Source organism: Raineyella sp., assembly GCF_034933565.1.
GTDB lineage: Bacteria > Actinomycetota > Actinomycetes > Propionibacteriales > Propionibacteriaceae > Raineyella.
Window position 1 is genome coordinate 61,142 of the sequence record NZ_JAYFNG010000029.1, and the last position, 23,908, is coordinate 85,049.

Here is a 23,908-nt window from a genome sequence, read left to right on the forward strand (position 1 = left end):
ACTATGGACACCCAACCCATGATCCTCGGTGGCCGCTATCAACTCGGCCCCGCGCTGGGCCGAGGCGGCATGGCAGAGGTCAACCGGGCCCGCGACCTGCGCCTGCAGCGCGACGTGGCGATCAAGCGGCTGCGCATCGACCTGGCCTCCGACCCGACCTTCCAGGCGCGGTTCCGCCGCGAGGCGCACTCCGCGGCCGGGCTCAACCACCCCAACATCGTCGCCGTCTACGACACCGACGAGGAACGTGACCCGATCTCGGGCCAGGTCGTGCCCTACATCGTGATGGAGCTGGTCGAGGGTCGTACGCTCCGCCAGGTGATGAACTCCGGTGAGGCGTTCACCTCCGAGCGGGCCCTGGAGATCACCCAGGGCGTGCTCGATGCGCTGGGCTACTCGCACCGGGCCGGGATCGTGCACCGCGACATCAAGCCGGGCAACGTGATGCTCACCGACGCCACCGGCGCGGTGAAGGTGATGGACTTCGGCATCGCCCGGGCCGTCGCCGACACCCAGGCGACGATGACCCAGACCGCCGCGGTGATCGGGACCGCCCAGTACCTCTCCCCCGAACAGGCCCGCGGCGAGAAGGTCGGCTTCCGGTCCGACCTGTACTCCACCGGCTGCCTGCTCTACGAGCTGCTCACCGGCCGGCCGCCGTTCGTCGGCGACTCGCCGGTCTCCGTCGCCTACCAGCACGTCCGCGAGCATGCCGCGGCGCCCTCGGCGATCGTCCCGACGATCAGCCCCGACATCGACGCGCTGGTGCTCAAGGCGCTGGAGAAGGACCCCGACCGGCGCTACCAGACGGCCCGGGAGTTCCACGACGACATCGCCCGCATCCTGGCGGGTCAGCACCCGCGGGCGCTGGCCGGGGCCGCCACCGCACCGACCGCGGCGATGACCGCCACCGCCGTCGGCGGGATGGCCCCGGTCGAGGACGCCGTGCCGACCCGGGCGATGGGCTCCGTCCCACCGGGCGAGGAGGCCGCACTGGCGACCAGCCCGCAACGGGCCATGGTCGACCCGGCGGCCGCCGAGGCCGAGGAGACCGCCCGCAGGAAGCGTCGCCGCAACGTCTGGATCGTCGTGGCGGTGGTGCTCGTCGCGCTGCTCGGCGGCGGGGGGATCTGGGCCGCCAACGGTGGCCTGACCCCGAAGCAGACCGTGCCCGACGTCCGCGGCAAGACCCAGGTGGTCGCCGAGGAACTGCTCAAGGCCCAGGGCCTCACCTCCCGGGTCGACGTGGTGGAGGGGCCGGCCGGCGCGACCGTCGGCACCGTCACCACGCAGGACCCGGCCGGGGGCGCCAAGCTGACCCAGGGCGGCCTGGTCACCCTGACCGTCAACGGCGGCCCGTCGACCACCGCGATCCCCGACGGGCTGGTCGGCCAGCAGCTGACCAAGGTCCAGGCCCAGCTCAGGTCGGCCGGCTTCACCAACGTCACCACGGTCGCCGCCGACTCCTCACGGCCCGGCGGTGAGGTGCTCAGCCTCGATCCCACCTCCGGCACGAAGGTGGTGCCCACCACCCAGATCACCGTGACGTACGCCTCGGGGAAGGTCACCATGCCCGACTGGTCCGGCTTCAACCGTCAGGCGGTGATGACCGACGCGGCCGGGCTCGGGCTGACGAACGTGACGTTCACCGAGCAGACCTCGAACGCCACCGTCGGCACCGTCATCTCGCAGAGCCCCTCGGCGGGCAGCAAGGTGTCCCGCGACGCCTCGATCACCGTGGTCCTCGCCAAGGCCCCGCAGAATACGCCGTCCCCCACCCCGACGCCGTCGTCCACGGCCAGCTCGGCGAGCAACACCCCGGGGAGCGGCAAGGGAAACGGCAATGGCAACGGCTGACCCCAGGCCGGTCCGGGTCCTCGTCGTGGACAACTACGACTCGTTCGTCTACAACATCGTCCAGTACCTCGCCCGGATCGGTGCGGCCGTGACGGTGTGGCGCAACGACGACCGGCGCCTGACGACACCCGGGTGGGCCGACCCGTTCGACGGCATCCTGCTCTCCCCCGGCCCGGGGACGCCGGCCGAGGCCGGCCGGTGCGTCCCGATCATCCGCGAGCAGGCCGGACGGCGGCCGATCTTCGGCGTCTGCCTGGGCATGCAGGCCATCGCCGAGGCGTACGGCGCCACCGTCGACCGCGCCCCGCAGCTGCGGCACGGCAAGACCTCCCCGATCCGGCACACCGGTCGGGGCTGCCTGGCCGGCCTGCCGGACCCGTTCACCGCGACCCGCTACCACTCGCTGGCCGTGCTGCCGCAGACCGTCCCGGACGTCCTCGAGGTCACCGCGACCACCGAGGACGGCGTGGTGATGGCCCTGCGGCACCGCGAGCTGCCGGTCGAGGGCACCCAGTTCCACCCCGAGTCGGTGCTCAGTGAGGGCGGCTACCGGATCTTCGCCAACTGGCTCGCCGTCTGCGGCGACACCGGCGCTCCCGGAAGGGCCGCCGGGCTCACCCCACTGGTCGAGGTGGCCTGACCCCGGCCGCCCCGGTCACCCTCCGGACCAAGTGCCTCCGGACCAGGTGCCTCCGTACCAGGTGCCGCCGTACCGATCGCATATCGGCCCGGCGTGACCTCCGGCCGGTCATCTTCGGCCCGGTGTCACCTCGGGGACGCGGTCGCGGTCGGCGTCAGCGGCTTCGCGTAGGCCAGTTCGGTGCCGCCGGTGTAGGCCGGCAGGTGCAGGGCGTCCTCCCGGTGCTCCTGGTACCCCAGGCCGTACGCGGCGACGTAGTCCTGGTAGTTGTGCACGTACGGGGACGCGGCCAGCGCCGCCTCCAGCCGCACCGGATCGCCGACCGCCTGGATCCGGTACGGCGGGGCGTACGGGATGCCCTGCAGCACCACGGTGTTGCCGACGCACTTGATGCCGGTGGTGGAGATCACCCGCCGGCCCTGGATCGTCATCCCCTCGGCGCCGCCCTCCCACAGAGCGTTCACGAAGGCCTGGATGTCCTGCTGGTGCACCACCAGCAGGTCAGGGTCGAGCCCCGGTGGGGCCACCGACGACGGCGCGTCGTCGAGCATCACGCTCACCCCCGGGCCGGTCAACGGCACGGTCTGGGCGGCCGCGGCGGCACTCGCCAGCCGGGCCGGATCGACCCCGGTGCCGGACCGGCTGGCCAGCCGGTCGACGGCGGCCCGGGTGGTCGAGACCTCCTGGGCGAGCACTGCGTTGCGCTGCGAACCGGTGTGCACCAGGGAGATCAGGTCGGTGTTGCGGCCGCCGCGCAGATCGGTGCCGCGGGCCAGCGACGCGCTGGTGCCGATCAGGTAGCCGGCCAACAAGCAGATCGCCAGCGTCGCGGACCCGCCCAGCACGGTCCGCGCCGTCCGGTGCGGCTCCGGTGCCCCGCGCCGGGACAGCTGCGTACGGACGCGGTGGAGCCCGGCACGCAGCGTGTCGCGCAGCGTCGGGTCGCTCACCGTGGTCCTCCTCGGTCGGGTGCGTCGGGCGGGGTGGTCGTCAGCCGTGGCGCGGCCCGGACGGTCCGCCGGGCGGCGCCGTCAGGGTCGTCGACTAGGCTACCGGCAGAGCAAACAGGAACGCCGTACGAGGAGTGGTCGTGGCCGAGTCCAAGCAGCGCAAGTCCGTCGCTGATCGCCGTGAGGGTGATCGTCGCAAGGCAGACCGGCGCAGGGCAGACGGGGACGCGACGGACCGGGCCGGCAAGCCGGCCGAGGCGGAGAGCACCGAGCGCCCGTCACGCCAGCGGACCGCTGCCCCCGGGACCGCCCCCTGGGTCGTGCCGACAATGGTCTCGCTGCTGCTGCTCGGTGTGATCTGGATCGTCGTCTTCTACGTGGCCGGCTATCTGATCCCGTTCATGGCGGCGATGGGCAACTGGAACCTCGCGGTCGGCATGGGCCTGATCGCCGCCTCGTTCGTCGTCGCCACCCAGTGGAAGTGACCCGCTGAGACCCAGTGGAAGTGACCCGCTGAGCCGGCGCTCCCGTGACCCGGTGGGCCAGTGTCGCGGTGGGCCAGTGTCGCGGTGGTCAGGCGACTCGGTGCTCCGGCGACCGACCCGGTGCCCCGGTGGACCTGACCTGCGATCGGCGGGCTACGGCCGCTGCAGCCCCTCCGCGGCGACGGCCGCCTCGGCCAGCGCCAGGGCGCCGAGACGCCCGGAGCGCTCCCCCAGCCCGGGCGGCACGATGACGTCCTGAAGACCCGCCTCGACGGCCGGGGCGGACACGTATCCGGCCAGCAGCTCCCGGGTCCGGGCGCGGATCATCGGGAACAGCCCCGGGCCGGTCATCACCCCGCCGCCGAGGACGATCCGGCGCGGTGACAGGGTCAGCACCAGCTGGGCCATCAGTTCAGCCAGATAGGACGCCTCCAGCTCCCAGGCTGGGTGCCCGGCCGGCAGGGTCTGTGCCGGGGCACCCCAGCGCCGGGCGATCGCCGGCCCGGAGGCCAGCCCCTCCAGGCAGTCACCGTGGAACGGGCAGCTGCCGGGGAAGGGATCACGGACCCGGTCGTGCGGCACCCGGACGTGGCCCATTTCCGGGTGCACCAGACCGTGCACCGGCGCACCGTTGACGACCGCGCCGCCACCGACCCCGGTGCCGACGGTCAGGTAGACGAACGGGTCGAGCCCGACGCCCACACCCCACCGCACCTCACCGAGCGCGGCGCCGTTGACGTCGGTGTCGAAGCCGACCGGCACCCCCAGGCCGGCCCGCAGGGCGCCGACCACATCGGTCCCGGCCCACCCCGGCTTCGGGGTGGTGGTGATGTGGCCGTACGCCGGTGCGGCCGGGTCCAGCTCCACCGGACCGAAGCACGCCGCGCCCACCGCGGTGAGCGGCTGCCCGGTCCGGTCGGTGTGTTCGCGGAAGAACGCCACCGCCCGGTCGAGGGTCTCCGCCGGGGTGGTGGTGGGGATCCGTGCCTCGGCCCGGATGTCGTCCGGCCCGGTCCCGACGCAGCAGACGAACTTCGTGCCGCCCGCCTCGACCCCGCCGTACACGGCGGGGATGGCCGGGGCGTGCACCGTCGCCATGGCTCAGCCCAGCGGCTTGAGCAGCGGGAAGAGGATCGTCTCGCGGATGCCGACGCCGGTGAAGAGCATCACCAGGCGGTCGACCCCCAGCCCGAGGCCGCCCATCGGCGGGGCACCGAACTCGAGCGCCTGCAGGAAGTCCTCGTCGAGCTGCATCGCCTCGACGTCACCGGCCGCGCGGGCCAGCGACTGGGCGGTCAGCCGCTCGCGCTGGATCACCGGGTCGATCAGCTCGGAGAAGCCGGTGCCGCGCTCCATGCCGCCGATGATCAGGTCCCAGGCCTCGATCTTGTTCGGCTCGGACCGGTGCGGGCGGGCCAGCGGCTGGGCGACCGGCGGGTAGTCGCAGACGAAGGTCGGCTGCAGCAGGTGCGGCTCGACGAGCTCGCCGAACAGCTCGACGACCATCTTCTCCGGGCTCCACAGGGCGTCGTACTCCACCTCGAACAGCTCGGCGATGGAGCGCAGCCGGTCCAGCGGGGTGTCCGGGGTGATCTCGTCGCCGACCCGCTCCGACAGGCCGGGGTAGACGCCGAGCCACTTCCACTCGCCGTCGAGGTCGATGACACCCTTGTCGGTCTCGATCTGGCGGGTGCCGACGACGTCGGCGGCGTCGAGGATGATCCGCTTGATCAGCCCGGCGATGGTGGTCTGGTCGCCCCAGGCCTGGTACGCCTCGAGCATGGTGAACTCCGCCGAGTGCGAGGAGTCGATGCCCTCGTTGCGGAACACCCGGCCCAGCTCGTAGACCTTCTCCGCCCCGCCGACCATCACTCGCTTGAGGTAGAGCTCCAGCGCGATCCGCAGGCTCATGGAGATGTCGAAGGCGTTCAGGTGGGTGCTGAACGGCCGGGCCGTCGCCCCGCCGTGCACCAGCTGCAGGGTCGGGGTCTCGACCTCGAGGTAGCCGTCGGTGTGCAGGCTCTCGCGGATCGAGCGGGTGATCGCCGAGCGGGTCCGCAGAACGTTCTGCGCCTCCGGGCGGACCACCAGGTCGGCGTAGCGCTGCCGGACCCGGGTCTCCTCGGACAGTTCGTGGTGCAGGGTCGGCATCGGGCGCAGCGACTTGGAGGCCATCTCCCAGCTGTCCGCCATCACCGACAGCTCGCCGCGCCGCGACCGGATCACCCGGCCGTGCACGAACACCCAGTCACCCAGGTCGACGTCGGCCTTCCAGGCGGCCAGCGTCTCCTCGCCGACCTCCGCCTTCGACAGCATCACCTGCAGCCGCGGCGCGTCGTGCTCGGCGGTGAAGCCGCCCTGCAGGGTGGCGAAGCACAGCTTGCCGGTGTTGCGCAGGAACACCACCCGGCCGCCGACCCCGACCAGGTCCTGGGTCTCCTCACCGGTCTCCAGGTGCTCCCAGCGCCGGCCGACCTGGTCCAGGGTGTGCGTACGCTCCAGCCGGACCGGGTAGGGCGGACGGCCCTCCTCGAGCAGTCGCGCGCGCTTCTCGAGGCGCACCTGCATCTGCTCGGACACCTCGTGGTCGGGAAGCTCGGCGGGCGGATTCTGCTCAGTACTCACCGGGACATGCTATCGACACCCGCGCCGGCCGGGCATTTCCGCGGGCTCCCGCACGCCACCCGCCGGTACGTGTCGGCCCGTACGTGTCACGCGGCGGTGAACGGGGCCCGTCGGCAGCCGTCGGCGCCGACCGGGGTGGCATAGGGTTCCGTCATGGCAGACATGCTGGCCCACTACCGTCCGGGCGTCGCGTTCGACGAGATGGTGGACCCCCGGGGCGCGGTCCGGGAGCCGTACGCCCTGCTGGCGGACATGGTCGCCCGGATGGGGCCGGGCGACCTCCGGGCCATCGCCGAGACGCTGTCGAACAACTACCTGGCCGCCGGGGTGACCTTCGACGTCGGCGGGGTCGAGCGCCCGTTCCCGCTGGACGTCATCCCGCGGATCATCACCGCCCGGGACTGGGACATCATCGAGCGCGGCGTGCGGCAGCGGGTCCGCGCCCTGGAGGCGTTCCTCGACGACGCGTACAACGACCAGCAGGCGGTCACCGACGGGGTGGTCCCGCGCTCGCTGATCACCACCTCGAAACACTTCCATCGGGTGCTGCACGGGATGAACCCGGCCAACGGCGCCCGTGTCCAGGTCGCCGGCATCGACCTGATCCGCACCCCTGCCGGCGACATGCGGGTGCTGGAGGACAACGTCCGGGTGCCGTCCGGGGTGTCGTACGTGATGACGAACCGCACCGCGATGGCCTCGGTGATGCCCGAGACGATGGCCGCGCAGCGGGTGCGGCCGGTGAGTGACTACGCCCAGCATCTGCTGCATGCGCTGCGCGCCGCCGCCCCGGACGGGATCGAGGACCCGACCGTCGTCGTGCTGACCCCCGGTGTCTACAACTCCGCGTACTTCGAGCACACCCTGCTCGCCCGCACCATGGGTGTCGAGCTGGTCGAGGGCTCCGACCTGGAGTGCCGCCGCGGCCGGGTCCACATGCGCACGACCAGGGGCCTGCGCCCGGTGCACGTCATCTACCGGCGGATCGACGACGACTTCATCGACCCGGTGCACTTCCGCCGCGACTCGCTGCTCGGCGTCCCCGGCATCGTCAATGCCGTCCGGACCGGCGGCGTGGCCCTGTGCAACGCGCTGGGCAACGGTGTCGCCGACGACAAGCTCGTCTACACCTACGTGCCGGACCTGATCCGCTACTTCCTGCACGAGGAACCGGTGCTGAAGAACGTCGACACCTGGCGGCTCGCCGAACCCGCCGCCCGCGAGGAGGTGATGGACCGGCTCGAGGAGCTGGTCGTCAAGCCGGTCGACGGGTCGGGTGGCAAGGGCATCGTGATCGGGCCGTCCGCCACGGCCGAGCAGATCGCGACGCTGCGTCGCCGGGTCGCGGCGGACCCGCGCGGCTGGATCGCCCAGCCGCTGGTCCAGCTGTCGACCGTGCCGACCTTCCTCGACGAGGCACTGCGGCCGCGCCACGTCGACCTGCGCCCCTTCGCCGTCCACGACGGCGAGGACGTCTGGGTGCTGCCCGGCGGGCTGACCCGGGTGGCCCTGCCCGAGGGCGAGCTGATCGTCAACTCCTCCCGGGGCGGCGGTTCCAAGGACACCTGGGTGATCGCCGGCGCGCCGCTGCTGCCCGGCGGGTCCGCCGGGTCCGACCGGCCGGGCGCCGCCGCGCCCTCCGAGGGGCCGGATGCCGCCGCACCCCCCGATGAGGCGGGCGAGGTCGAGAGCGGAGCGGTGCCGCGCGCCGAGACGACCGGGATCGCCGATCTGGCCCGGCTGCCGGCCCCGACCCAGCGCCCGCCGGACCAGCCGACGGCGCGCAAGACCCAGCAGGAGCAACAGCAGCAAGGGCACCGGCACCAGCCGCACCGGCAGCGGCTGCCGCAGAAGCGGCCGCACGAGCAGCCGGCGGGGGCGGACCGATGCTGAGCCGGATCGCCGAGTCGCTGTTCTGGATCGGCCGTCACGTCGAGCGGGCCGAGGGCACCGCCCGGCTGCTCCAGGTGCAGCTGCGACTGTTCGTCGAGGAGCCGGCGGTGCCGACGCACACCGCCTGCAGCAACCTGCTGGCACTGCTCGGGGTGCCCGCCGCGACGTACGGACCGCTGCTCGCCGACCGGGACCCGCACACCGGCCACGAGGCCCTGGTCGAGCTGCTGGCCTACGACCGCCACCAGCCGTCCTCCATCGCGTACAGCTGGGAACAGACCCGCGACAACGCCCGGCGGGCCCGGGAGGTGATCCCGTCCGGCGTCTGGGAGGTGGTCAACACCACCTGGCAGGCGCTGCCGCGGGTGACGCCCCGGGCGATCCGGTCCCAGCACAGCTACCTGGACTGGGCCCGGGAGCGGTCCGCCCTGTTCTACGGGCTGGCCCGCGGCTCGATGGTCCGCGACGAGGGCTGGCAGTTCCTCCAGCTCGGCCGCAGCCTCGAGCAGGCCGACATGACCGCGCGCCTGGTCACCGCCACCACCTTCGCCCAGGGGGCGATCCCGTGGGCGGCGGCGCTGCGCGGCTGCGACGCGCACGACGCGTTCCTGCGCACCTACCGCGGCTGGCACGCCACCTCGCAGGCGATCGAGTTCCTGGTCCAGGACGCCGCCTTCCCGCGCTCGGTGATGCACGGGCTGACCCGGGCCACCGAGGCCCTCGAGGCGGTCAGCGGGCCGTCCTACGGGGTCGGGCTGCCCGGCGAGGCACGCTACGAGCTGGGCCGGCTCACCCAGCAGCTGGCCTACCTGACCGCCGACGAGCTGGTCGACGACCTGGCCGGCCGGATGGCCGAGGTGCAGCGCACCTGCCAGCGGGTGACCACGGCGATCTCCCGGCGCTTCTTCGCGGCGGCCACCGAACAGGCCTGGACGACCGAGGAGACCCACTGACATGGAGGTGTCCTGACATGCGACTGAGCATCGACCACGTCACCGGGTTCCGCTACGCGTCCCCGGTGCGCGCCTCCTACAACGAGGCCCGGATGACACCGGTCTCCACCCCCGCCCAGGTGGTGTGGACCTCCCGGCTGACCATCACCCCCACCGCCTGGCGCACCGCCTACACCGACTACTGGGGCACCGCGGTGACCTGCTTCGAGGTGCACGAGCCGCACGACCGGCTCCAGATCGAGTCCCGCGCCCTGGTGGAGACCCGGCCCGTCGACGACGACTGGGACGTGCAGCGGCGGGTCCCGGACAGCGACCTCGGGTGGGCCGACCTGCACAGCACGACCGTGCTCGACGCGATGAGTGAGTACCTGCTCACCACCGACCGGACCGCCCCGCACGAGGAGCTCGCGGCGCTCGCCGCCGAGTTCACCGACCGGCCGCCCCGGCTGGCCGCGCTGGACGTCTGCGCGCTGGTGCACGACCGGATGGCGTACGAGGTGGGCGCCACCGGCGTCACCTCGACCGCCGCGGAGGCCTGGGCCGGCGGCCGCGGCGTCTGCCAGGACTTCAGCCACGTCACCTGCGGGGCGTTGCGCCATCTCGGCATCCCGGCCCGGTACGTGTCCGGCTATCTGCACCCGTCCGGGCCCGAGGCCGTCCGTGGCGACGCCGTCGAGGGCGAGTCGCACTCCTGGGTGGAGTTCTGGTGCGGGTCGTGGCAGACGTACGATCCGACGGCGATGCACCGGGTCAACGAGTCCTACGTCCGGATCGGCCACGGTCGCGACTACTCAGACGTCTCACCGCTGCGCGGCACGTACGCCGGTGGGGACTCGGAAATGTTCGTCAAGGTGACGATTACGGCGCTTTCGTGACCTGTGCCCACCGCGCCCACTAGGGTGACTGGCATGATCCAACCGCCGACCGCATGGAGCCCGCCACCGGCGGGGGTGCCCGTGGATCCCGCGGTCCAGGCGCCGCCGGTCACCCAGGCGGTCCATGACCCCCTCCAGGGTCCGACGCCCCGTCCCGGTTACACGCCGCCCGTCGCCGGCGCGGCCCAGGCGGCCTCGGCGACGCCGATGAGCCCCGGGCCGCAGCACGCCGCCCCGCCGTCGCAGCCCGCCCGCCCCGGCCAGCCCGCCCAGCCGAACCCGACCGCCGTCGAGGCGCCCGCCCCGGCACCGCCGGCCCGGGCCGAGCACGGCCTGCCGGTCACCACGACCGATTCGATGCCCGGCCGCACGATCACCGCGGTGATCGGCGACGTGATCGGCGTCGTCTCGCGGTCCCGCGAACTGGGCGGCAACCGGGAGATCCAGTCGCGGACGTTGCTCACCGAGCGCCAGCAGGCCGTCACCCGGATGGCCCGGATGGCCCTGGGGGCACACGCCGACGCGGTGGTGGGGATGCGTTTCGACACCTGCCAGGTCAGTGCCGAGGTGATCGAGGTGGTCGCGTACGGCACTGCCGTCCGGCTCGCCGAGGCGCCCGGGTTCAGCGCGCCGGGGATCGACCTGCCGCGGCCCTCGACCGGGGCCAGCGCCACCCATCCGCCGACCCCGCCGACGGTCTGACCCCGCCGGCCATCGGACAGCGCCGATCATCGGACAGTGCCGATCATCGGACAGTGCCGACCACCTGACAGCACCGACCACCTGACAGCGCGCACACAGCCGACGGCCGGGCACCGCGCACCGCCGGGGTGCTGCGGGCCGACGCGGCGCATGTCGATGCGTCGATGTGCCAACGGATTAACAGGTCAACGCGTCAAGGTGCCAACGCGTCAACGCCGCACGGTGAGCTCCACCCGGGCGCCGTCGAACCGCAGGCCGATGTGGCTCAGGTCGGGCACCACCAGGTCGGCCAGCGGGGCGAGCTCCTCGGCCGTGTGCGTGGTCGTCACCGCGACCGTCGACATCCCCGCGGCCCGGGCCGCGCGCAACCCGTTGGGGGCGTCCTCGGCCACCAGACAGGACTCCGGGGCGACGCCCAGCCCGGCGGCGGCCGCCAGGAAGATCTGCGGATCCGGTTTGGCCCGCGCCACGTCGCTGGCGGTGATCAGCACCGCCGGTGTCGGCAGCCCCGCAGCCGCCAGCCGGGCGTACGCCATCGGTCGGGTGGCCGAGGTGGCCACCGCTCTGCGTGGCCCGGCCGCCCGGAGCGCCTCGGCAGCACCCGGCAGGGCCACCACACCGCCCTGGTCGACCAGCTCCTGCTCGCTGATCCAGGCCAGCGCCTCCGCCCGACGCCCCTCGTCGACCAGCCGGGCGACGATCGCGGCGGTGGAGCGGCCGAAGTGACCGAACAGGTCATCGGCGGTGAGGCCGTAACGCTCGGCGAACCGCGTCCAGACCCGGACGATCGCGGGCAGCGAATCCACCAGCGTGGAGTCCATGTCGAAGATGACCCCGTCGTACCTCACGTCCGGCCCCTGCCTGTCCTGTCCGCCCCGGTGGGGCGGAGCACACCACCTCGACCGTACGTCGCGTCCGGGCCGCGCTCCACCCACTCTTGATGAGTGAATACTCACTCACTAGGATCGGGGCGTGCCCCGTGCTCCCCGACTCACCCCCGAGGACCGTCGCGATGCCATCATCGCGGCGACCGTCCCGTTGCTCATCGCGTCCGGCCCGGACGTGTCGACCCGGCAGATCGCTGCGGCCTGCGGCATCGCCGAGGGCACCCTGTTCCGGGTCTTCCCGACCAAGCAGGACCTGCTCGAGGCGACGCTGCGTGCCTCCCTCGACCCGACGGCCGACATCGGGCAGCTCCTGGCCGTCGACCGGTGCCTGCCGCTGGCCGAGCGGCTCCGGCAGGTGGTCGTGATCCTGGTGGTCCGCGGGCAGCGGGTGAGCGGCCTGTTCTCGGCGCTGCGCCACCCCGGCGGCCCGCACCACGCCCAGCACCGCCCGCACGACCGCCATGCGGACGACCGCCATGCCGCTGGCCGCGCCACCACCGACCGGCCCTCCCCCGACCGATCCGGGACCGACCGGCATCACGGCCCCCCGGACCTGAAGGAGCGGCAACGGCTCGTCGCGGCCATCGCCGAGGTGCTCGCCCCGGACGCCGACCGGCTCGACCTCGATCCGACTGCGGCCGCCTCGTTCGTACGATCGGTGGTGAGCGCCACGACCCACCCGATCATCGGCGACGGCCTCCTGACGGACCCCGACCTCCTCACCCGCCTGCTCCTCAGGGCACTCCAGAAGGACTCCCCTCAAGGCACTCCGGAAGGACTGATGTGAAGCATCCCCTCAACCGGCTCCTCGTACGCCACCTCAGGCCGTACGGGTGGCACCTGCTCGGCGTCGTCGTGCTCCAGTTCGCCGCGACGATCGCCTCCCTCTTCCTGCCCACGCTCAACGCCACGATCATCGACAACGGCGTGGCGAAGGGCGACACCCCCTACATCTGGAGCCACGGTGCCATCATGCTCGGCGTCAGCCTGGTCCAGGTCGGCTGCCAGATCGGCGCGGTGCTGCTCGGCAGCCTGGTGGCGATGCGCTTCGGCCGTGACGTACGCGCGGCGATCTTCTCCCGGGTGCTGTCGTTCTCCTCGCGCGAGGTGAACCGGTTCGGCGCGCCGTCGCTGATCACCCGCAACACCAACGACGTCCAGCAGGTGCAGATGCTGGTGCTGATGACCTGCATCATGATCATCGGTGCCCCGATCACCATGGTCGGCGGCGTGGTGATGGCGCTGCGCAGCGACTGGCACATGTCCTGGCTGATCGTCGTCGCCGTGCTCGTGCTCGGCGTCAGTGTCGGCCTGCTGGTGAGCCGGATGGTGCCGCTCTTCCAGTCGATGCAGAAGCGGATCGACGTCCTCAACCGGGTGCTGCGCGAGCAGATCTCCGGCATCCGGGTGGTCCGCGCCTTCGTCCGCGAACCGTACGAGACCGAGCGGTTCGCCGCCGCGAACGCCGACCTCACCCGGACCGCGCTGAGCGTCGGGCGGCTGATGGCCAGCATGTTCCCGGTGGTGATGCTCATCCTCAACGTGTCGAGCGTCGCGGTGCTGTGGTTCGGCGCCTACCAGATCGAGGCCGGACGGATCCAGGTCGGCGGACTGACGGCGTTCCTGCAGTACCTGATGCAGATCCTGATGAGCGGCATGATGGCCGTGATGATGCTGGTGATGGTGCCCCGCGCGGCCGTCTGCGCGGATCGCATCATGGAGGTGCTCGACACCGACAGCACCGTCGTCCCGCCGGCCCACCCGGTCCGCGAGGTGCGTACGCACGGCACCGTGGCCCTGTCCGGGGTCGGCTTCACCTACCCCGGGGCGGACGCGCCGGTGCTGCAGGAGATCAGCTTCGCGATGGCCCCCGGCCGCACCACCGCGATCATCGGCTCCACCGGATCGGGCAAGACCACCCTGGTCGATCTGCTGCCGCGGCTGCACGACGCGACCGAGGGCACCGTCGAGGTGGACGGCGTCGACGTCCGCCGCCTCGAGCCGGACCTGCTGTGGAGCCGGATCGGGCTGGTGCCGCAGAAGCCGTACCTGTTCACCGGGACGGTGGCCAGCAACCTGCGCTACGGCAACCCCGATGCCACCGACGAGGAGCTGTGGCACGCCCTCGAGGTGGCCCAGGCCCGCGACTTCGTCGCGGAGATGCCCGGTGGCCTCGACGCCCCGATCGCCCAGGGCGGCACCAACGTGTCCGGCGGGCAGCGCCAACGCCTCTCGATCGCCCGGGCGCTGGTCCGCAGACCCGACCTGTACATCTTCGACGACTCGTTCTCGGCCCTGGACGTCACCACCGACGCGCGGTTGCGCGCCGCCCTGGCGGAGGAGACCGCGGACCGGGCGGTGCTGATCGTCGGTCAACGCGTGTCGACCATCGCCGGCGCCGACCAGATCCTGGTCCTCGAGGACGGCCGGATCGTCGGCCGCGGCACCCACGAGGAGCTGCTGGCCGACAACCCGACCTACCGGGAGATCGTCGAATCCCAGCTGAGCGCCGAGGAGGCCGCAGCATGAGCACCGCAGAGCCGGCCCGGTCCACGTCCACCTCCGCCGCGTCCACCTCCGCCGCACCGGCCCGGTCCACGTCCCGGTCCGCTCCGGGCGGCGGGGTCGCCGCCCCCGAGCGCCCGAAGTTCGGGCCCCAGGGCGGCCGTGGCCCCGGCGGCGGCCCCGGTCACATGATGGGTGGGCGCCCGGCCGAGAAGGCGACGAACTTCGGCCCCTCGCTGCGCCGGCTGCTCGGCCACCTGCGCCCGGAACGGGCGCTGATCGTGCTGGTGGTGGTGATGGCGGCGACCGGCGTGGCCTTCAACGTCATCGGCCCCAAGCTGATCGGCCACGCGACCGACATCATCTTCGCCGGCGTGATCGGCAAGTCGCTGCCGGCCACCGTCACCCAGGCCGGCCACACCGTCGCGGTGACCAAGGACATGGTGATCGAGGCGCTGCGGTCGTACGCCCAGGGCGGCCCGGCGATGCCCGGGTTCGGCGGCGGGGCGCTCACCCCGACCACCGCGGGCCGGTTCGCCGACATGCTGCAGAAGATGAACGTCGTCCCCGGTCAGGGCATCCGGTTCGAGGACCTGGCGGCCGTGCTCGGGCTGGCGCTCGGCCTGTACGCCCTGTCCGGCATCCTGATGTGGGGGCAGGCCTACATCCTCAACGGCGTCGTGCAGCGTTCGGTCTACCGGCTGCGCGAACAGGTCGCCGGCAAGATCAACCGGCTGCCGCTGTCGTACTTCGACCGGCAGCCCCGCGGTGAGCTGCTCAGCCGGGTCACCAACGACATCGACAACGTCGCCCAGTCGCTGCAGCAGACGCTGTCCCAGCTGCTCAACGGCCTGCTGACGATCATCGGGGTGGGCGTGATGATGTTCGTCGTCTCCCCGGTGCTCGGCGCGATCGCCATCGCCGCGATCCCGGTCTCGGTGGTGCTGGTCTCGATCATCGGCAAGCAGTCGCAGAAGCAGTTCGTGCTCAACTGGCGCTACACCGGTGAGCTCAACGGCCGGATCGAGGAGGCCTACACCGGCCACGCGCTGGTCAAGGTGTTCGGCCGCCAGCGCGAGGTGGAGGCCGAGTTCGCGGAGAGCAACGACCGGCTCTACAGCGCCGGCTTCCGGGCCCAGTTCATCTCCGGCATCATCATGCCGACGATGTTCTTCGTCGGGAACCTGTCGTACGTCCTGGTCGCGGTGGTCGGCGGGCTGCGGGTCGCCAGCGGCCAGATGCAGCTCGGCGACGTGCAGGCGTTCATCCAGTACAGCCGGATGTTCACCCAGCCGATCACCCAGGTCGCCTCGATGGCCAACCTGCTGCAGTCCGGGGTCGCCTCGGCCGAGCGCGTCTTCGAGGTGCTCGACGCCGAGGAGGAGCCGGCGGACCGCGACGGCCGGCTCAACCCGACCCGCGGCCGGGTCGAGTTCGAGTCGATCGACTTCTCCTACGATCCGGACCAGCCGCTGATCACCGACCTCTCCCTGGTCGCCGAGCCGGGCCACACGATCGCGATCGTCGGGCCGACCGGCGCCGGCAAGACCACCCTGGTGAACCTGATCATGCGGTTCTACGAGCTGCAGGCCGGCCGGATCACCCTGGACGGGGTGGACATCACCTCGGTGCCCCGCCGTGAGCTGCGCCGCAACATCGGCATGGTGCTGCAGGACACCTGGCTGTTCCACGGCACCATCCGGGACAACATCGCCTACGGCCGCCCCGAGGCGACCGAGGAGGAGATCCTGGCCGCCGCCCGGGCCACCTACGTCGACCGCTTCGTGCACTCCCTGCCGGAGGGCTACGACACGGTGATCGACGAGGAGGGCAGCAACATCTCCGCGGGCGAGAAGCAGCTGCTGACGATCGCCCGGGCGTTCCTGGCCGACCCGGCGCTGCTGATCCTCGACGAGGCGACCAGCTCGGTCGACACCCGCACCGAGTTGCTGGTGCAGCGCGCGATGGGCGCCCTGCGCAAGGACCGGACCAGCTTCGTCATCGCCCACCGGCTCAGCACGATCCGCGACGCCGACACCATCCTGGTGATGGAGCACGGCCGGATCGTCGAGCAGGGCAACCACCGCGAGCTGCTCGCCCGCGAGGGCGCCTATTACCGGCTCTACCGCTCGCAGTTCGAGGGGGCGATCGAGGCGGAGGTCGGCTGACCGACCCGCCGGGCAACGCCGGCCGGCTCGGACCACTCCGGTCGGGCGGGTGTCACCAGCGCCGACCCGGCGGACGGCCGCTGCGGTCCGGGGACGTACGCTCACGTACGTACCCCGGACCGTTCCGTATCCGGCGATCCCCGATTTGCGTCCGGATACCCCCGGGGGCATTATGGAGGAGTTCCCACCCCTCCCGAAGGAGAAATACCCATGTGCCGTCCCGTCACCTGCTCGTCCTGCGGCAAGACCACCTGGGCCGGTTGCGGCCAGCACGTCGCCGCGGTCAAGGCCTCCGTCCCGGCCGGCCAGTGGTGCACCTGCGACCGGAACGCGACCTCGGGCTCGTCGACCTCCGGCGGCTTCATGTCCTTCTTCCGCCGCTGAGAACGGGAGCGCACCGCATCCATGTCTGATCGTTCCCGCAAGGTCGTCATCGTCGGCGGCGTCGCCGGCGGTATGTCCGCCGCGACCCGACTGCGCCGCCTCGACGAGCAGGCCGAGATCGTCGTCTTCGAGCGCAGCTGGTACGTCTCGTTCGCCAACTGCGGCCTGCCCTACCACGTGGGCGGCGTGATCGAGGACCGCCAGGCCCTGCTCCTGCAGACCCCCGAGTCGCTGGGCCGCCGGTTCGGCATCGACGTCCGGGTCGGCCACGAGGTCGTGGCGATCGACCGGGCCGCGAAGCTGGTGACGGTGCGCAACCTCAACACCGACCGGGTCACCACCGAGTCGTACGACACCCTGGTGCTCTCCCCCGGTGCCTCCCCCTTCGTCCCGGACATCCCGGGCAAGGAGCGGGCCCTCACCCTGCGCAACATCGCCGATGTCGACGAGATGGTCGCCGCGGTGGCGCGCAAGCCGCACACCGCCGTGGTGATCGGCGGCGGGTTCATCGGCGTCGAGCTCGCCGAGAACCTGCAGCGGCGCGGGATCGACGTGACGATCATCGAGCTCGCCGACCAGATCCTGCCGCCGCTGGATCCCGAGATGGCCGCGTACGTCGCCCAGGATCTGGTCGACAACGGCATCGATGTGGTCACCGGCAGCCAGGCGACCGTCATCGGCGAGGACACCGTCACGCTGGCCTCCGGTGAGCAGATCCCGGCCGACCTGGTGGTGATGTCCATCGGCGTACGGCCCGACTCGCACCTGGCCGCCGATGCCGGCCTCGATGTCAACCCGCGCGGCGGCATCGTCGTCGACGAGTTCCAGCGGACCTCCGACCCGGACATCTTCGCCGTCGGCGATGCGGCCGAGAAGCGCGATGCGCTCACCGGCGACGCGGCCATGGTGCCGCTGGCCCAGACCGCCAACCGGCACGGCCGGCTGGTCGCCGACGTGATCGCCGGGCGTCGGACCACCTCGAAGCCGGTGCTCGGCACCGCCATCGTCGGGGTCTTCGACCTGATGGCCGCCTCGGTCGGCTGGAACGAGAAGCGGCTGCGCGCCGCGGGCCGCCACTACCGGGCCATCCACGCCCACCCGGGCTCGCACGCCGGCTACTACCCCGGCGCCGAGACGCTGCACCTGAAGCTGCTGGTCGACGCGGACACCGACGAGATCCTCGGCGCCCAGGCGATCGGCAAGGACGGCGCCGACAAGCGGATCGACGTCATCGCCACGGCGATGCGCGGGGGGCTCAAGGGCGCCGACCTGGCCGACCTCGAGCTCGCGTACGCCCCGCAGTTCGGCTCCGCGAAGGACCCGATCAACATGCTCGGGTTCATCGACGACAACGTGGTGAACGGCCAGTCCGAGCTGGTCCAGTGGCACGAGGTCGAGGCCGCCCAGCGGGCCGGCACGCCGCTGATCGACGTCCGCACGCCCGGCGAGTTCCGCCGCGGCCACATCCCGGGCTCGATCAACCTGCCCGTCGACGAACTGCGCGACCGGCTCGACGAGGTGCCGCACGGCGAGGTGCTGATCACCTGCCAGGTGGGCCTGCGCGGCCACGTGGCCGAGCGGATCCTGCGCCAGGCCGGCCACCACGTCCGGAACCTGACCGGCGGTTACCAGACCTGGTCCACCGCCACCCGGCCGATCGCCCGGCCGGCCTGGAGCGAGACCCCGGCCGAGGTCGAGGCGGCTCGCTGACAGACCTGCGTGGGGACGCCGCATCCAACCACTGCCCCGCGGCGCCCCACCAGCAACACCGACGGCCCCGTCACGAGTGACTCGTGGTGGGGCCGTCGGCGTGCGGGCGGACCGGGTGCCCGCCGAACTGGTGGCGCAGCGCCGCGACCATCCGCATCGTCGGGCTGTTCTGCTGGCGCGAGGAGAAGCGCGAACAGCACGGCCGCGGTGACCGGCATCGGCACTGCGTGGTCCACCGCCTCCTGCAGCGTCCAGCGCCCCTCGCCCGAGTCGGTGGCGTACGCCTCGAGGCCATCGAGACCGGGTTCGGGGTCTCCCGGACGGTAGCCCGTGAGGCGACCCGCTCCTCGAGGCGATGGGGCTGGTGAGCACGATGCGCCGTCGGGGGATCGTCGCCCTGAGGTCGTCCGAGTGGCACGTCCTGGACACCACCCTGATCGACTGGCGCCTGCACTCGACCGAGCGCCGCGAGCAGCTCACCTCACTGACCCAACTCCGGCTGGCCGTCGAGCCGGCCGCTGTCCACGGGATGGCGCTGTCGGCCTCGATCCACGACCGGGCGCTGCTGCTGCCGCTGGCTGCCGAGATGCGCCGTACGGGTGAGGCCGGACTGGCCCAGGAGTTCCTGCAGCTGGACATCGAGTTCCACCGCCTGATCCTCACCAACAGCGGCAACGAACTGTTCGCGGCGCTCAGCGCGCAGGTGGCCTCCGTGCTGGCGGGTCGCTCGGAATTCGGCCTGATGCCGACGCGGCCCAAGCCTGAGGCGCTCGACGCCCACGAGGAAGTCGCCGAGGCGGTCTTCCGCGGCGACGCGAAGGCGGCGATGCAGCTGATCCTCGACGAGGTCGACCGGACGCTGACCGAGCTGCGCGAGCAGCAGGGGCGCGATGCCCGGCCAGCGGCCAGTACCTGACCCGCGACCCTGACCTGACCCAAGTGCTCGGCTCATGGCCCGGCCTGACCCACGGCGCTCCGCTCATGGCCCGGCCCCCGCCCGCCCCGTCGCCGGTGAGCCTGACGTACGCCCTTGCCAGCAGCCGAGTCGGACGTACGGCGCCTGCTCGTAGCCGAACAACGGCACCCTCGTAGCCGAACAACGGCACCACCGCCAGGTGCCTCGGGCCGCTGCATGTCGGGACCTACCGGCCTGCCGGGACGACTGCGGTCCTCAGCGCTCCCGGGATCTCAGGCGAGGGAGAGGAAGAGCTTCTCCATCTTGGAGGTGTCGAGATTGCCGTCGTCGGCGATGACGCACTGGCGCATACCGGCGGCGACCACGGCGAATCCGGCGCGATCGAGAGCCTTCGCGACAGCGGCGATCTGCGTGACGACCTCCTCGCAGTCGCGGCCCTCCTCCAGCATGTCGATGATGCCGTTGAGCTGACCCCGGGCCCGCTTCAGACGATTGACGACAGGACGCATGTCCTGGCCGGGCAGCTCCATGGGGGTCTCCTTCTCGCACTCTGCATCCGAATAATACCCCCACGGGGATACGGAACGCGAAAACGTCGCCGGGGGGCGTACGACACCTCGGCATCGTCACCCGCCAGACAGCCGACCCGGGCTGGCCGGGCCGGGCTGGCCGGGCCCCTTTTGCCCCGGTCTCCCTTGGCCCCGGCCCCTCCTCCTCGCCCCTGCCCCCGGACCCTGCCTCTTCCCCTGACTCCTGCGCCCTGACTCTGCATCCCGGACCCTGCGCCCTGACTCTGCCTCCTGCGCCCTGACTCTGCACCCCGCCCCCTGCCTACCCTGGCCGCGATCCCTGCCCCCGGACCCTGCCCCCTGACGCTTGCCACTGGCCACTGGCCACTGGCCACAACAGTGGCCCTACAAGGAAAATCGTTCAGATATTCGAAATTGTCAGAGCCTGATCGTAGCGTTGTGGACATGGAACGGGAATGGGGGACCCGGACCGGCGCCGTCCTGGCCGGGGTCCTGGAACTGCTCGACGGACTTGAGGACGACCGCGCCCTCGCGACCGACACCGAACGCGTCGCGCTCGCCGACGTCGCGATCAAGGCGGCCGACCGACTACAGATGCTCGCCGGCCTGCTGGTCGCCGAGGCTGAGGCCCATCGATCCGATACCACCACGACCGGCCTGGGTATCGTCAGCTGGCTCGCCGACACCCGCCGGATGACCCGGCGCGAAGTCCGGACGCTGCTCCACCAGGGCCGAGACCTGGCCCAGTTCCCGGTCCTCGCCACCGCCGGCCTCGCCGGCCGCCTCTCCCCGCAGCAGGCCCGCGCGATCAGCCACGTCCTGACCGAGCTTCCCGACGACCTCGACCCCGCGCTGCTCACCCGGGCCCAACATGACATGGTCCACCATGCCGCCCACCTCGACTCCCACGGCCTGGCCGTCGTCGCCGAGCACCTCCTCGAGGTCCTCGCCCCCGACACTGCGGACGAACTCGAAGCCGAACGCCTCGAACGCGAACGCCGCCTCGCTGCACGCAACCGCCACCTCAGCCTCACGCCCGACGGACACGGCTCGGTCCAGGTCCGTGGCAAACTACCCGCCCTGGCCGCCCAGACCCTGATCGTCCAGCTCGATGCCCTCGCCGACCGGGACCGCCGCCGAGCCCTGGACGCCCTGGACCCGCTCGCGGAGGACATCACCCCGGCCATGCGCCGCGCCGACGCGCTGATCGCCCTCGCCGAGGCCGCAGCCCTGCATCGCGACGCCCCCACCCACGGCGGTGACCGGCCCCGGATCGTCGTCACGATCTCCGAGGAGCGTCTCCGGGACCTCGCCACCGGCGCGACCCTGATCGGCCCCGGCGACGCCATCTCCGCCAGTGACCTGCGCCGACTCTGCTGCGACGCCGACCTGGTCCCTGCCGTCCTCGGCACCGCGGGCGAGGTCCTCGACGTCGGCCGCGAGCACCGCCTCGTCACCCCACCCATTCGGACCGCACTCACCGTCCGCGACCGCGGCTGCGTCTTCCCCGGCTGCGACCGACCACCCGCCGCCTGCCACGCCCACCACATCATCCCGTGGCAGCGGGGCGGCGCCACCGCCCTCGACAACCTGGCCCTCGTCTGCCCGCACCACCACGGCATCGTCGAACCCGGCTCCGACCCACCCGGCCGACGCTGGGAGATCCGCCTGGGCGCCGACGGACTACCCGAGATCCTGCCGCCGCACCACGTCGACAGCACCCGCCGACCCCGACGCCACCAGCGCTTCCACCGTCCCACCGCCGCCTGACCCGCAGTGAACACGAGACAGGCGGACGGTCGGGGTGAGACCGCGATCAGGCGGACGGTCGGCCATCCCGCGGGTGCCATGCCGCTGTGCCCGCCCGCAGGAGCCCGCCCGCAGGAGTCAGCTTGCGGGAGCCAGCTCGCACGGATCGGCCGGGCGGGTGGGCCGGGCGTGGCCGAGCGGGGCAGGAACCGGATCGCCGTGGGTCACTGCCCGGTGACCGGGACGGGCACGTACGCGGCCAGGTCCACGACGCGGTCGCAGGCTTCCCGGACCGCGGGATCGTGCGTGATGACCAGCACCGCCGCGCCCTCGGTCGCCGTCCAGAGATCGGCGAGCAGCGCCTGCGCGGTCTCCTCATCGAGGTGTTCGGTCGGCTCGTCGAGGATCACCACGTCGGCGTCCCCGACGAACAGCCGCGCGGCCGCGAGCCGCCGGGCCTCACCGCCGGACAGTCGCCCGCCGTGCTCGCCGACCTCGCGGTCCGGCGCCAGGTCCAGCCCGGCGCGTCGCAGCGCCGTCTCCACCTCCTCCGCAGTGGCATCCTTGCGGCCGATCCGGACGTTCTCGTCCACCGAGGTGTCGAAGACATGCGCGTCCTGCGCGAGGTAGCCCACCGTGCCGTGCACCTCGACCTCGCCGGCCCGCGGCGGCAGGAGCCCCATGATGGTCGCGGCCACCGTGGTCTTGCCGAGGCCGCTGCGCCCGACCAGGGCGACCCGCTCCCCCGCGCCGATGTGCAGGTCCAACCCGGTCACGACCGGGTCGGCGCCGGGCCACCCCGCCTCCAGCCCGCGGACGTCGATCGACGGGCCGCCCGGCAGCCGCTCGGGTCCGGTCTCCTCGCCGGTCGGCGGGATCGCCAGGACCTCGTCCACCCGCCGCAGGGACGTACGGACCCGGGTCCAGGTCTGCGCGGCCTCGGCCAGCGGTTCGAGGGTCTCGTGCAGGGCCAGCGGGGTGAGGACGAGCACGGCCAACTGGACCGCCGGCAGAGTCCCGCCCACCACCGCGGGCGCTCCGACCATCAGCGCCCCGACGACGGCGACCCCGGCGGCGAGCACCTGCAGCGCCCCGGACAGCCCGCGGACCCACGCGGCCCGCTCCTCGGCGCCGGTGAGGCGCGCATTCAGTCCGTCGACCCGGGCCAGCGCGGCGTCCTGCACCCCGTACGCGACCAGATCCGGCGCCGTCCGGTGCAGCGCGGTGACGGCATCGGCGAGTTCGCCCCGCAGTGGCGCCAGTGAGGCATCGGCCCGCCCTGAGGCGAGCCGGGCGACCCAGGGGACGACGATCCCGGCAAGGACCGCACTGAGGCCGAGCAGCACCGCCGCCGGCACCGACAGCACGCCGATGACCAGCGTCGTCGCGACCGCGACCAGGCCGGCGGCCGTGACCGGGACGAGCACCCGGACGACGGCGTCCATCACGGCCCGGACGTCGTCGACGACGCGCACCAGCAGGTCGCCCCGGTGCCGGCCGAGCAGCGTGGTGCGGCTGAGCACGTCGTAGACCCGCAACCGCAGCGCGCTCTGCATCCGCAGGGCCAGATCGTGACCGACGAGCCGCTCGGCGTAGCGCAGCACGCCGCGGGAGATCCCGAACGTACGGACGGAGGTGATCGCCACCATCAGGTAGAGGATCGGGGGATGCTGAGCGGCCCGGGACAGCAGCCACGCCGACACCCCCATCAGGGCCACCGCCGCACCCGAGGCGCCGGCGGCGAGCAGCACCGAGGCGAGCACCCGGGACCGGCCCTCGGGGACCGCCCGCAGCAGGGTGGCGAGCAGCACTCTCGTCCGGGTTTCGCCGGTCGGGCCGGTCGCCCCGGTCATGACGGGCGTACCTAGCGTCGGTGCGGTGGCCGACACACGGGTCACACCCGGCGTACCCCGCCCATCGGTCGTCCCCGGGGTCGGTGCCGTGGCGGGCGCACCCGGCCCACCGGTCGTACCGGCCGCGGCACCGGCATCGGTTCGGCGGCTCATCCGGCCACCTCCACCGCGCCGACCGTGACCACCCGGTCGCAGGCCGCCACGACGGCGGGCCGGTGCGTGACGA

The 23,908-nt window shown here is 72.5% G+C and carries 21 protein-coding genes; 15 read left to right on the top strand and 6 right to left on the bottom strand.

The features are described from left to right. Positions 1-3: 3 nt before the first annotated feature. Together pknB and VB059_RS09280 are read left to right on the top strand one after the other, a co-directional pair. The gene (gene pknB, locus VB059_RS09275; RefSeq protein ID WP_323421736.1) at positions 4-1,857 is read left to right on the top strand and encodes a Stk1 family PASTA domain-containing Ser/Thr kinase; all 1,854 of its coding nucleotides are present in this window, start codon (positions 4-6) and stop codon (positions 1,855-1,857) included. Beyond that, positions 1,844-2,497 carry an aminodeoxychorismate/anthranilate synthase component II gene (locus VB059_RS09280; protein ID WP_323421737.1) on the top strand — a complete coding sequence of 218 codons (654 nt, stop codon included), beginning with the start codon at positions 1,844-1,846 and terminating at the stop codon, positions 2,495-2,497. Before pknB ends, VB059_RS09280 begins: the two co-directional genes overlap by 14 nt. A 125-nt stretch (positions 2,498-2,622) precedes the next feature. Here VB059_RS09280 and VB059_RS09285 read toward each other — a convergent pair whose 3' ends face one another. Further along, positions 2,623-3,447, bottom strand: coding sequence for a DUF881 domain-containing protein (locus tag VB059_RS09285; protein WP_323421738.1), 825 nt, complete (start codon positions 3,445-3,447; stop codon positions 2,623-2,625). 140 nt (positions 3,448-3,587) lie between these two features. Between VB059_RS09285 and VB059_RS09290 the strand changes: the two genes are divergently transcribed. Continuing rightward, positions 3,588-3,932, top strand: a complete 345-nt coding sequence (locus VB059_RS09290) for a cell division protein CrgA (RefSeq protein ID WP_323421739.1) — start codon at positions 3,588-3,590, stop codon at positions 3,930-3,932. 153 nt (positions 3,933-4,085) lie between these two features. Here VB059_RS09290 and VB059_RS09295 read toward each other — a convergent pair whose 3' ends face one another. Beyond that, entirely contained in the window at positions 4,086-5,030 is a 945-nt protein-coding gene (locus VB059_RS09295) for an ROK family protein (RefSeq protein WP_323421740.1), read from the bottom strand. 3 nt (positions 5,031-5,033) lie between these two features. Beyond that, positions 5,034-6,500: a lysine--tRNA ligase gene (lysS, locus tag VB059_RS09300; RefSeq protein WP_323421758.1), complete on the bottom strand. Its 1,467-nt coding sequence runs from the start codon at positions 6,498-6,500 to the stop codon at positions 5,034-5,036. 210 nt (positions 6,501-6,710) lie between these two features. Between lysS and VB059_RS09305 the strand changes: the two genes are divergently transcribed. From VB059_RS09305 to VB059_RS09320, 4 genes are read left to right on the top strand one after another with little or no spacing between them, the layout of a single operon-like run. Then, positions 6,711-8,450, top strand: coding sequence for a circularly permuted type 2 ATP-grasp protein (locus VB059_RS09305; protein WP_323421741.1), 1,740 nt, complete (start codon positions 6,711-6,713; stop codon positions 8,448-8,450). Further along, positions 8,444-9,403 (top strand): alpha-E domain-containing protein, encoded by a 960-nt coding sequence (locus VB059_RS09310; protein WP_323421742.1) that lies wholly within the window; start codon positions 8,444-8,446, stop codon positions 9,401-9,403. Before VB059_RS09305 ends, VB059_RS09310 begins: the two co-directional genes overlap by 7 nt. A 17-nt stretch (positions 9,404-9,420) precedes the next feature. Further along, complete coding sequence (locus tag VB059_RS09315; protein ID WP_323421743.1) at positions 9,421-10,278, top strand: transglutaminase family protein; 858 nt, start codon at positions 9,421-9,423, stop codon at positions 10,276-10,278. A gap of 33 nt (positions 10,279-10,311) precedes the next feature. After that, a complete protein-coding gene (locus tag VB059_RS09320; RefSeq protein ID WP_323421744.1) occupies positions 10,312-10,980 on the top strand; it encodes a heavy metal-binding domain-containing protein in 669 nt (222 codons plus the stop codon). A 209-nt stretch (positions 10,981-11,189) separates the two neighbouring features. Here VB059_RS09320 and VB059_RS09325 read toward each other — a convergent pair whose 3' ends face one another. Beyond that, on the bottom strand, positions 11,190-11,828 hold the full coding sequence (locus VB059_RS09325; protein WP_323421745.1) for an HAD-IA family hydrolase: 639 nt from the start codon (positions 11,826-11,828) through the stop codon (positions 11,190-11,192). Between the two features lie 124 nt (positions 11,829-11,952). Between VB059_RS09325 and VB059_RS09330 the strand changes: the two genes are divergently transcribed. The 7 genes from VB059_RS09330 (at position 11,953) to VB059_RS09360 (ending at position 19,550) form a co-directional block, all read left to right on the top strand. Further along, positions 11,953-12,654, top strand: coding sequence for a helix-turn-helix domain-containing protein (locus VB059_RS09330; RefSeq protein ID WP_323421746.1), 702 nt, complete (start codon positions 11,953-11,955; stop codon positions 12,652-12,654). Next, entirely contained in the window at positions 12,651-14,396 is a 1,746-nt protein-coding gene (locus tag VB059_RS09335; RefSeq protein ID WP_323421747.1) for an ABC transporter ATP-binding protein, read from the top strand. Before VB059_RS09330 ends, VB059_RS09335 begins: the two co-directional genes overlap by 4 nt. A gap of 164 nt (positions 14,397-14,560) precedes the next feature. Further along, positions 14,561-16,540, top strand: a complete 1,980-nt coding sequence (locus VB059_RS09340; protein WP_416339531.1) for an ABC transporter ATP-binding protein — start codon at positions 14,561-14,563, stop codon at positions 16,538-16,540. Between the two features lie 210 nt (positions 16,541-16,750). Then, entirely contained in the window at positions 16,751-16,924 is a 174-nt protein-coding gene (locus VB059_RS09345; RefSeq protein WP_323421749.1) for a hypothetical protein, read from the top strand. 21 nt (positions 16,925-16,945) lie between these two features. After that, entirely contained in the window at positions 16,946-18,634 is a 1,689-nt protein-coding gene (locus tag VB059_RS09350; protein ID WP_323421750.1) for an FAD-dependent oxidoreductase, read from the top strand. An 83-nt stretch (positions 18,635-18,717) separates the two neighbouring features. Continuing rightward, complete coding sequence (locus tag VB059_RS09355) at positions 18,718-19,002, top strand: hypothetical protein (protein WP_323421751.1); 285 nt, start codon at positions 18,718-18,720, stop codon at positions 19,000-19,002. 5 nt (positions 19,003-19,007) lie between these two features. Beyond that, a complete protein-coding gene (locus VB059_RS09360) occupies positions 19,008-19,550 on the top strand; it encodes a FadR/GntR family transcriptional regulator (protein WP_323421759.1) in 543 nt (180 codons plus the stop codon). 272 nt (positions 19,551-19,822) lie between these two features. Here the strand turns inward: VB059_RS09360 and VB059_RS09365 are convergent, their stop codons facing one another. Next, a complete protein-coding gene (locus VB059_RS09365; protein ID WP_323421752.1) occupies positions 19,823-20,080 on the bottom strand; it encodes a metal-sensitive transcriptional regulator in 258 nt (85 codons plus the stop codon). Positions 20,081-20,524: 444 nt separating this feature from the next. On the opposite strand from VB059_RS09365, the gene VB059_RS09370 reads away from it, so the two are divergent. Further along, entirely contained in the window at positions 20,525-21,850 is a 1,326-nt protein-coding gene (locus tag VB059_RS09370; protein WP_323421753.1) for an HNH endonuclease signature motif containing protein, read from the top strand. Positions 21,851-22,053: 203 nt separating this feature from the next. On the opposite strand, the gene cydC is transcribed toward VB059_RS09370, so the two are convergent. After that, positions 22,054-23,682: a thiol reductant ABC exporter subunit CydC gene (gene cydC, locus VB059_RS09375; RefSeq protein WP_323421754.1), complete on the bottom strand. Its 1,629-nt coding sequence runs from the start codon at positions 23,680-23,682 to the stop codon at positions 22,054-22,056. Positions 23,683-23,908: the final 226 nt, after the last annotated feature.

Coding starts and splice junctions, on each gene's coding strand:
- VB059_RS09365 (WP_323421752.1), bottom strand. CDS start 20,080: ATGGAGCTGCCCGGCCAGGACATGCGTCCTGTCGTCAATCGTCTGAAG.
- VB059_RS09370 (WP_323421753.1), top strand. CDS start 20,525: ATGGAACGGGAATGGGGGACCCGGACCGGCGCCGTCCTGGCCGGGGTC.
- VB059_RS09340 (WP_416339531.1), top strand. CDS start 14,561: ATGATGGGTGGGCGCCCGGCCGAGAAGGCGACGAACTTCGGCCCCTCG.
- VB059_RS09280 (WP_323421737.1), top strand. CDS start 1,844: ATGGCAACGGCTGACCCCAGGCCGGTCCGGGTCCTCGTCGTGGACAAC.
- VB059_RS09350 (WP_323421750.1), top strand. CDS start 16,946: ATGTCTGATCGTTCCCGCAAGGTCGTCATCGTCGGCGGCGTCGCCGGC.
- VB059_RS09295 (WP_323421740.1), bottom strand. CDS start 5,030: ATGGCGACGGTGCACGCCCCGGCCATCCCCGCCGTGTACGGCGGGGTC.
- VB059_RS09305 (WP_323421741.1), top strand. CDS start 6,711: ATGGCAGACATGCTGGCCCACTACCGTCCGGGCGTCGCGTTCGACGAG.
- VB059_RS09320 (WP_323421744.1), top strand. CDS start 10,312: ATGATCCAACCGCCGACCGCATGGAGCCCGCCACCGGCGGGGGTGCCC.
- lysS (WP_323421758.1), bottom strand. CDS start 6,500: ATGCAGGTGCGCCTCGAGAAGCGCGCGCGACTGCTCGAGGAGGGCCGT.
- pknB (WP_323421736.1), top strand. CDS start 4: ATGGACACCCAACCCATGATCCTCGGTGGCCGCTATCAACTCGGCCCC.
- VB059_RS09315 (WP_323421743.1), top strand. CDS start 9,421: ATGCGACTGAGCATCGACCACGTCACCGGGTTCCGCTACGCGTCCCCG.
- VB059_RS09360 (WP_323421759.1), top strand. CDS start 19,008: ATGCGCCGTCGGGGGATCGTCGCCCTGAGGTCGTCCGAGTGGCACGTC.
- VB059_RS09310 (WP_323421742.1), top strand. CDS start 8,444: ATGCTGAGCCGGATCGCCGAGTCGCTGTTCTGGATCGGCCGTCACGTC.
- cydC (WP_323421754.1), bottom strand. CDS start 23,682: ATGACCGGGGCGACCGGCCCGACCGGCGAAACCCGGACGAGAGTGCTG.
- VB059_RS09345 (WP_323421749.1), top strand. CDS start 16,751: ATGTGCCGTCCCGTCACCTGCTCGTCCTGCGGCAAGACCACCTGGGCC.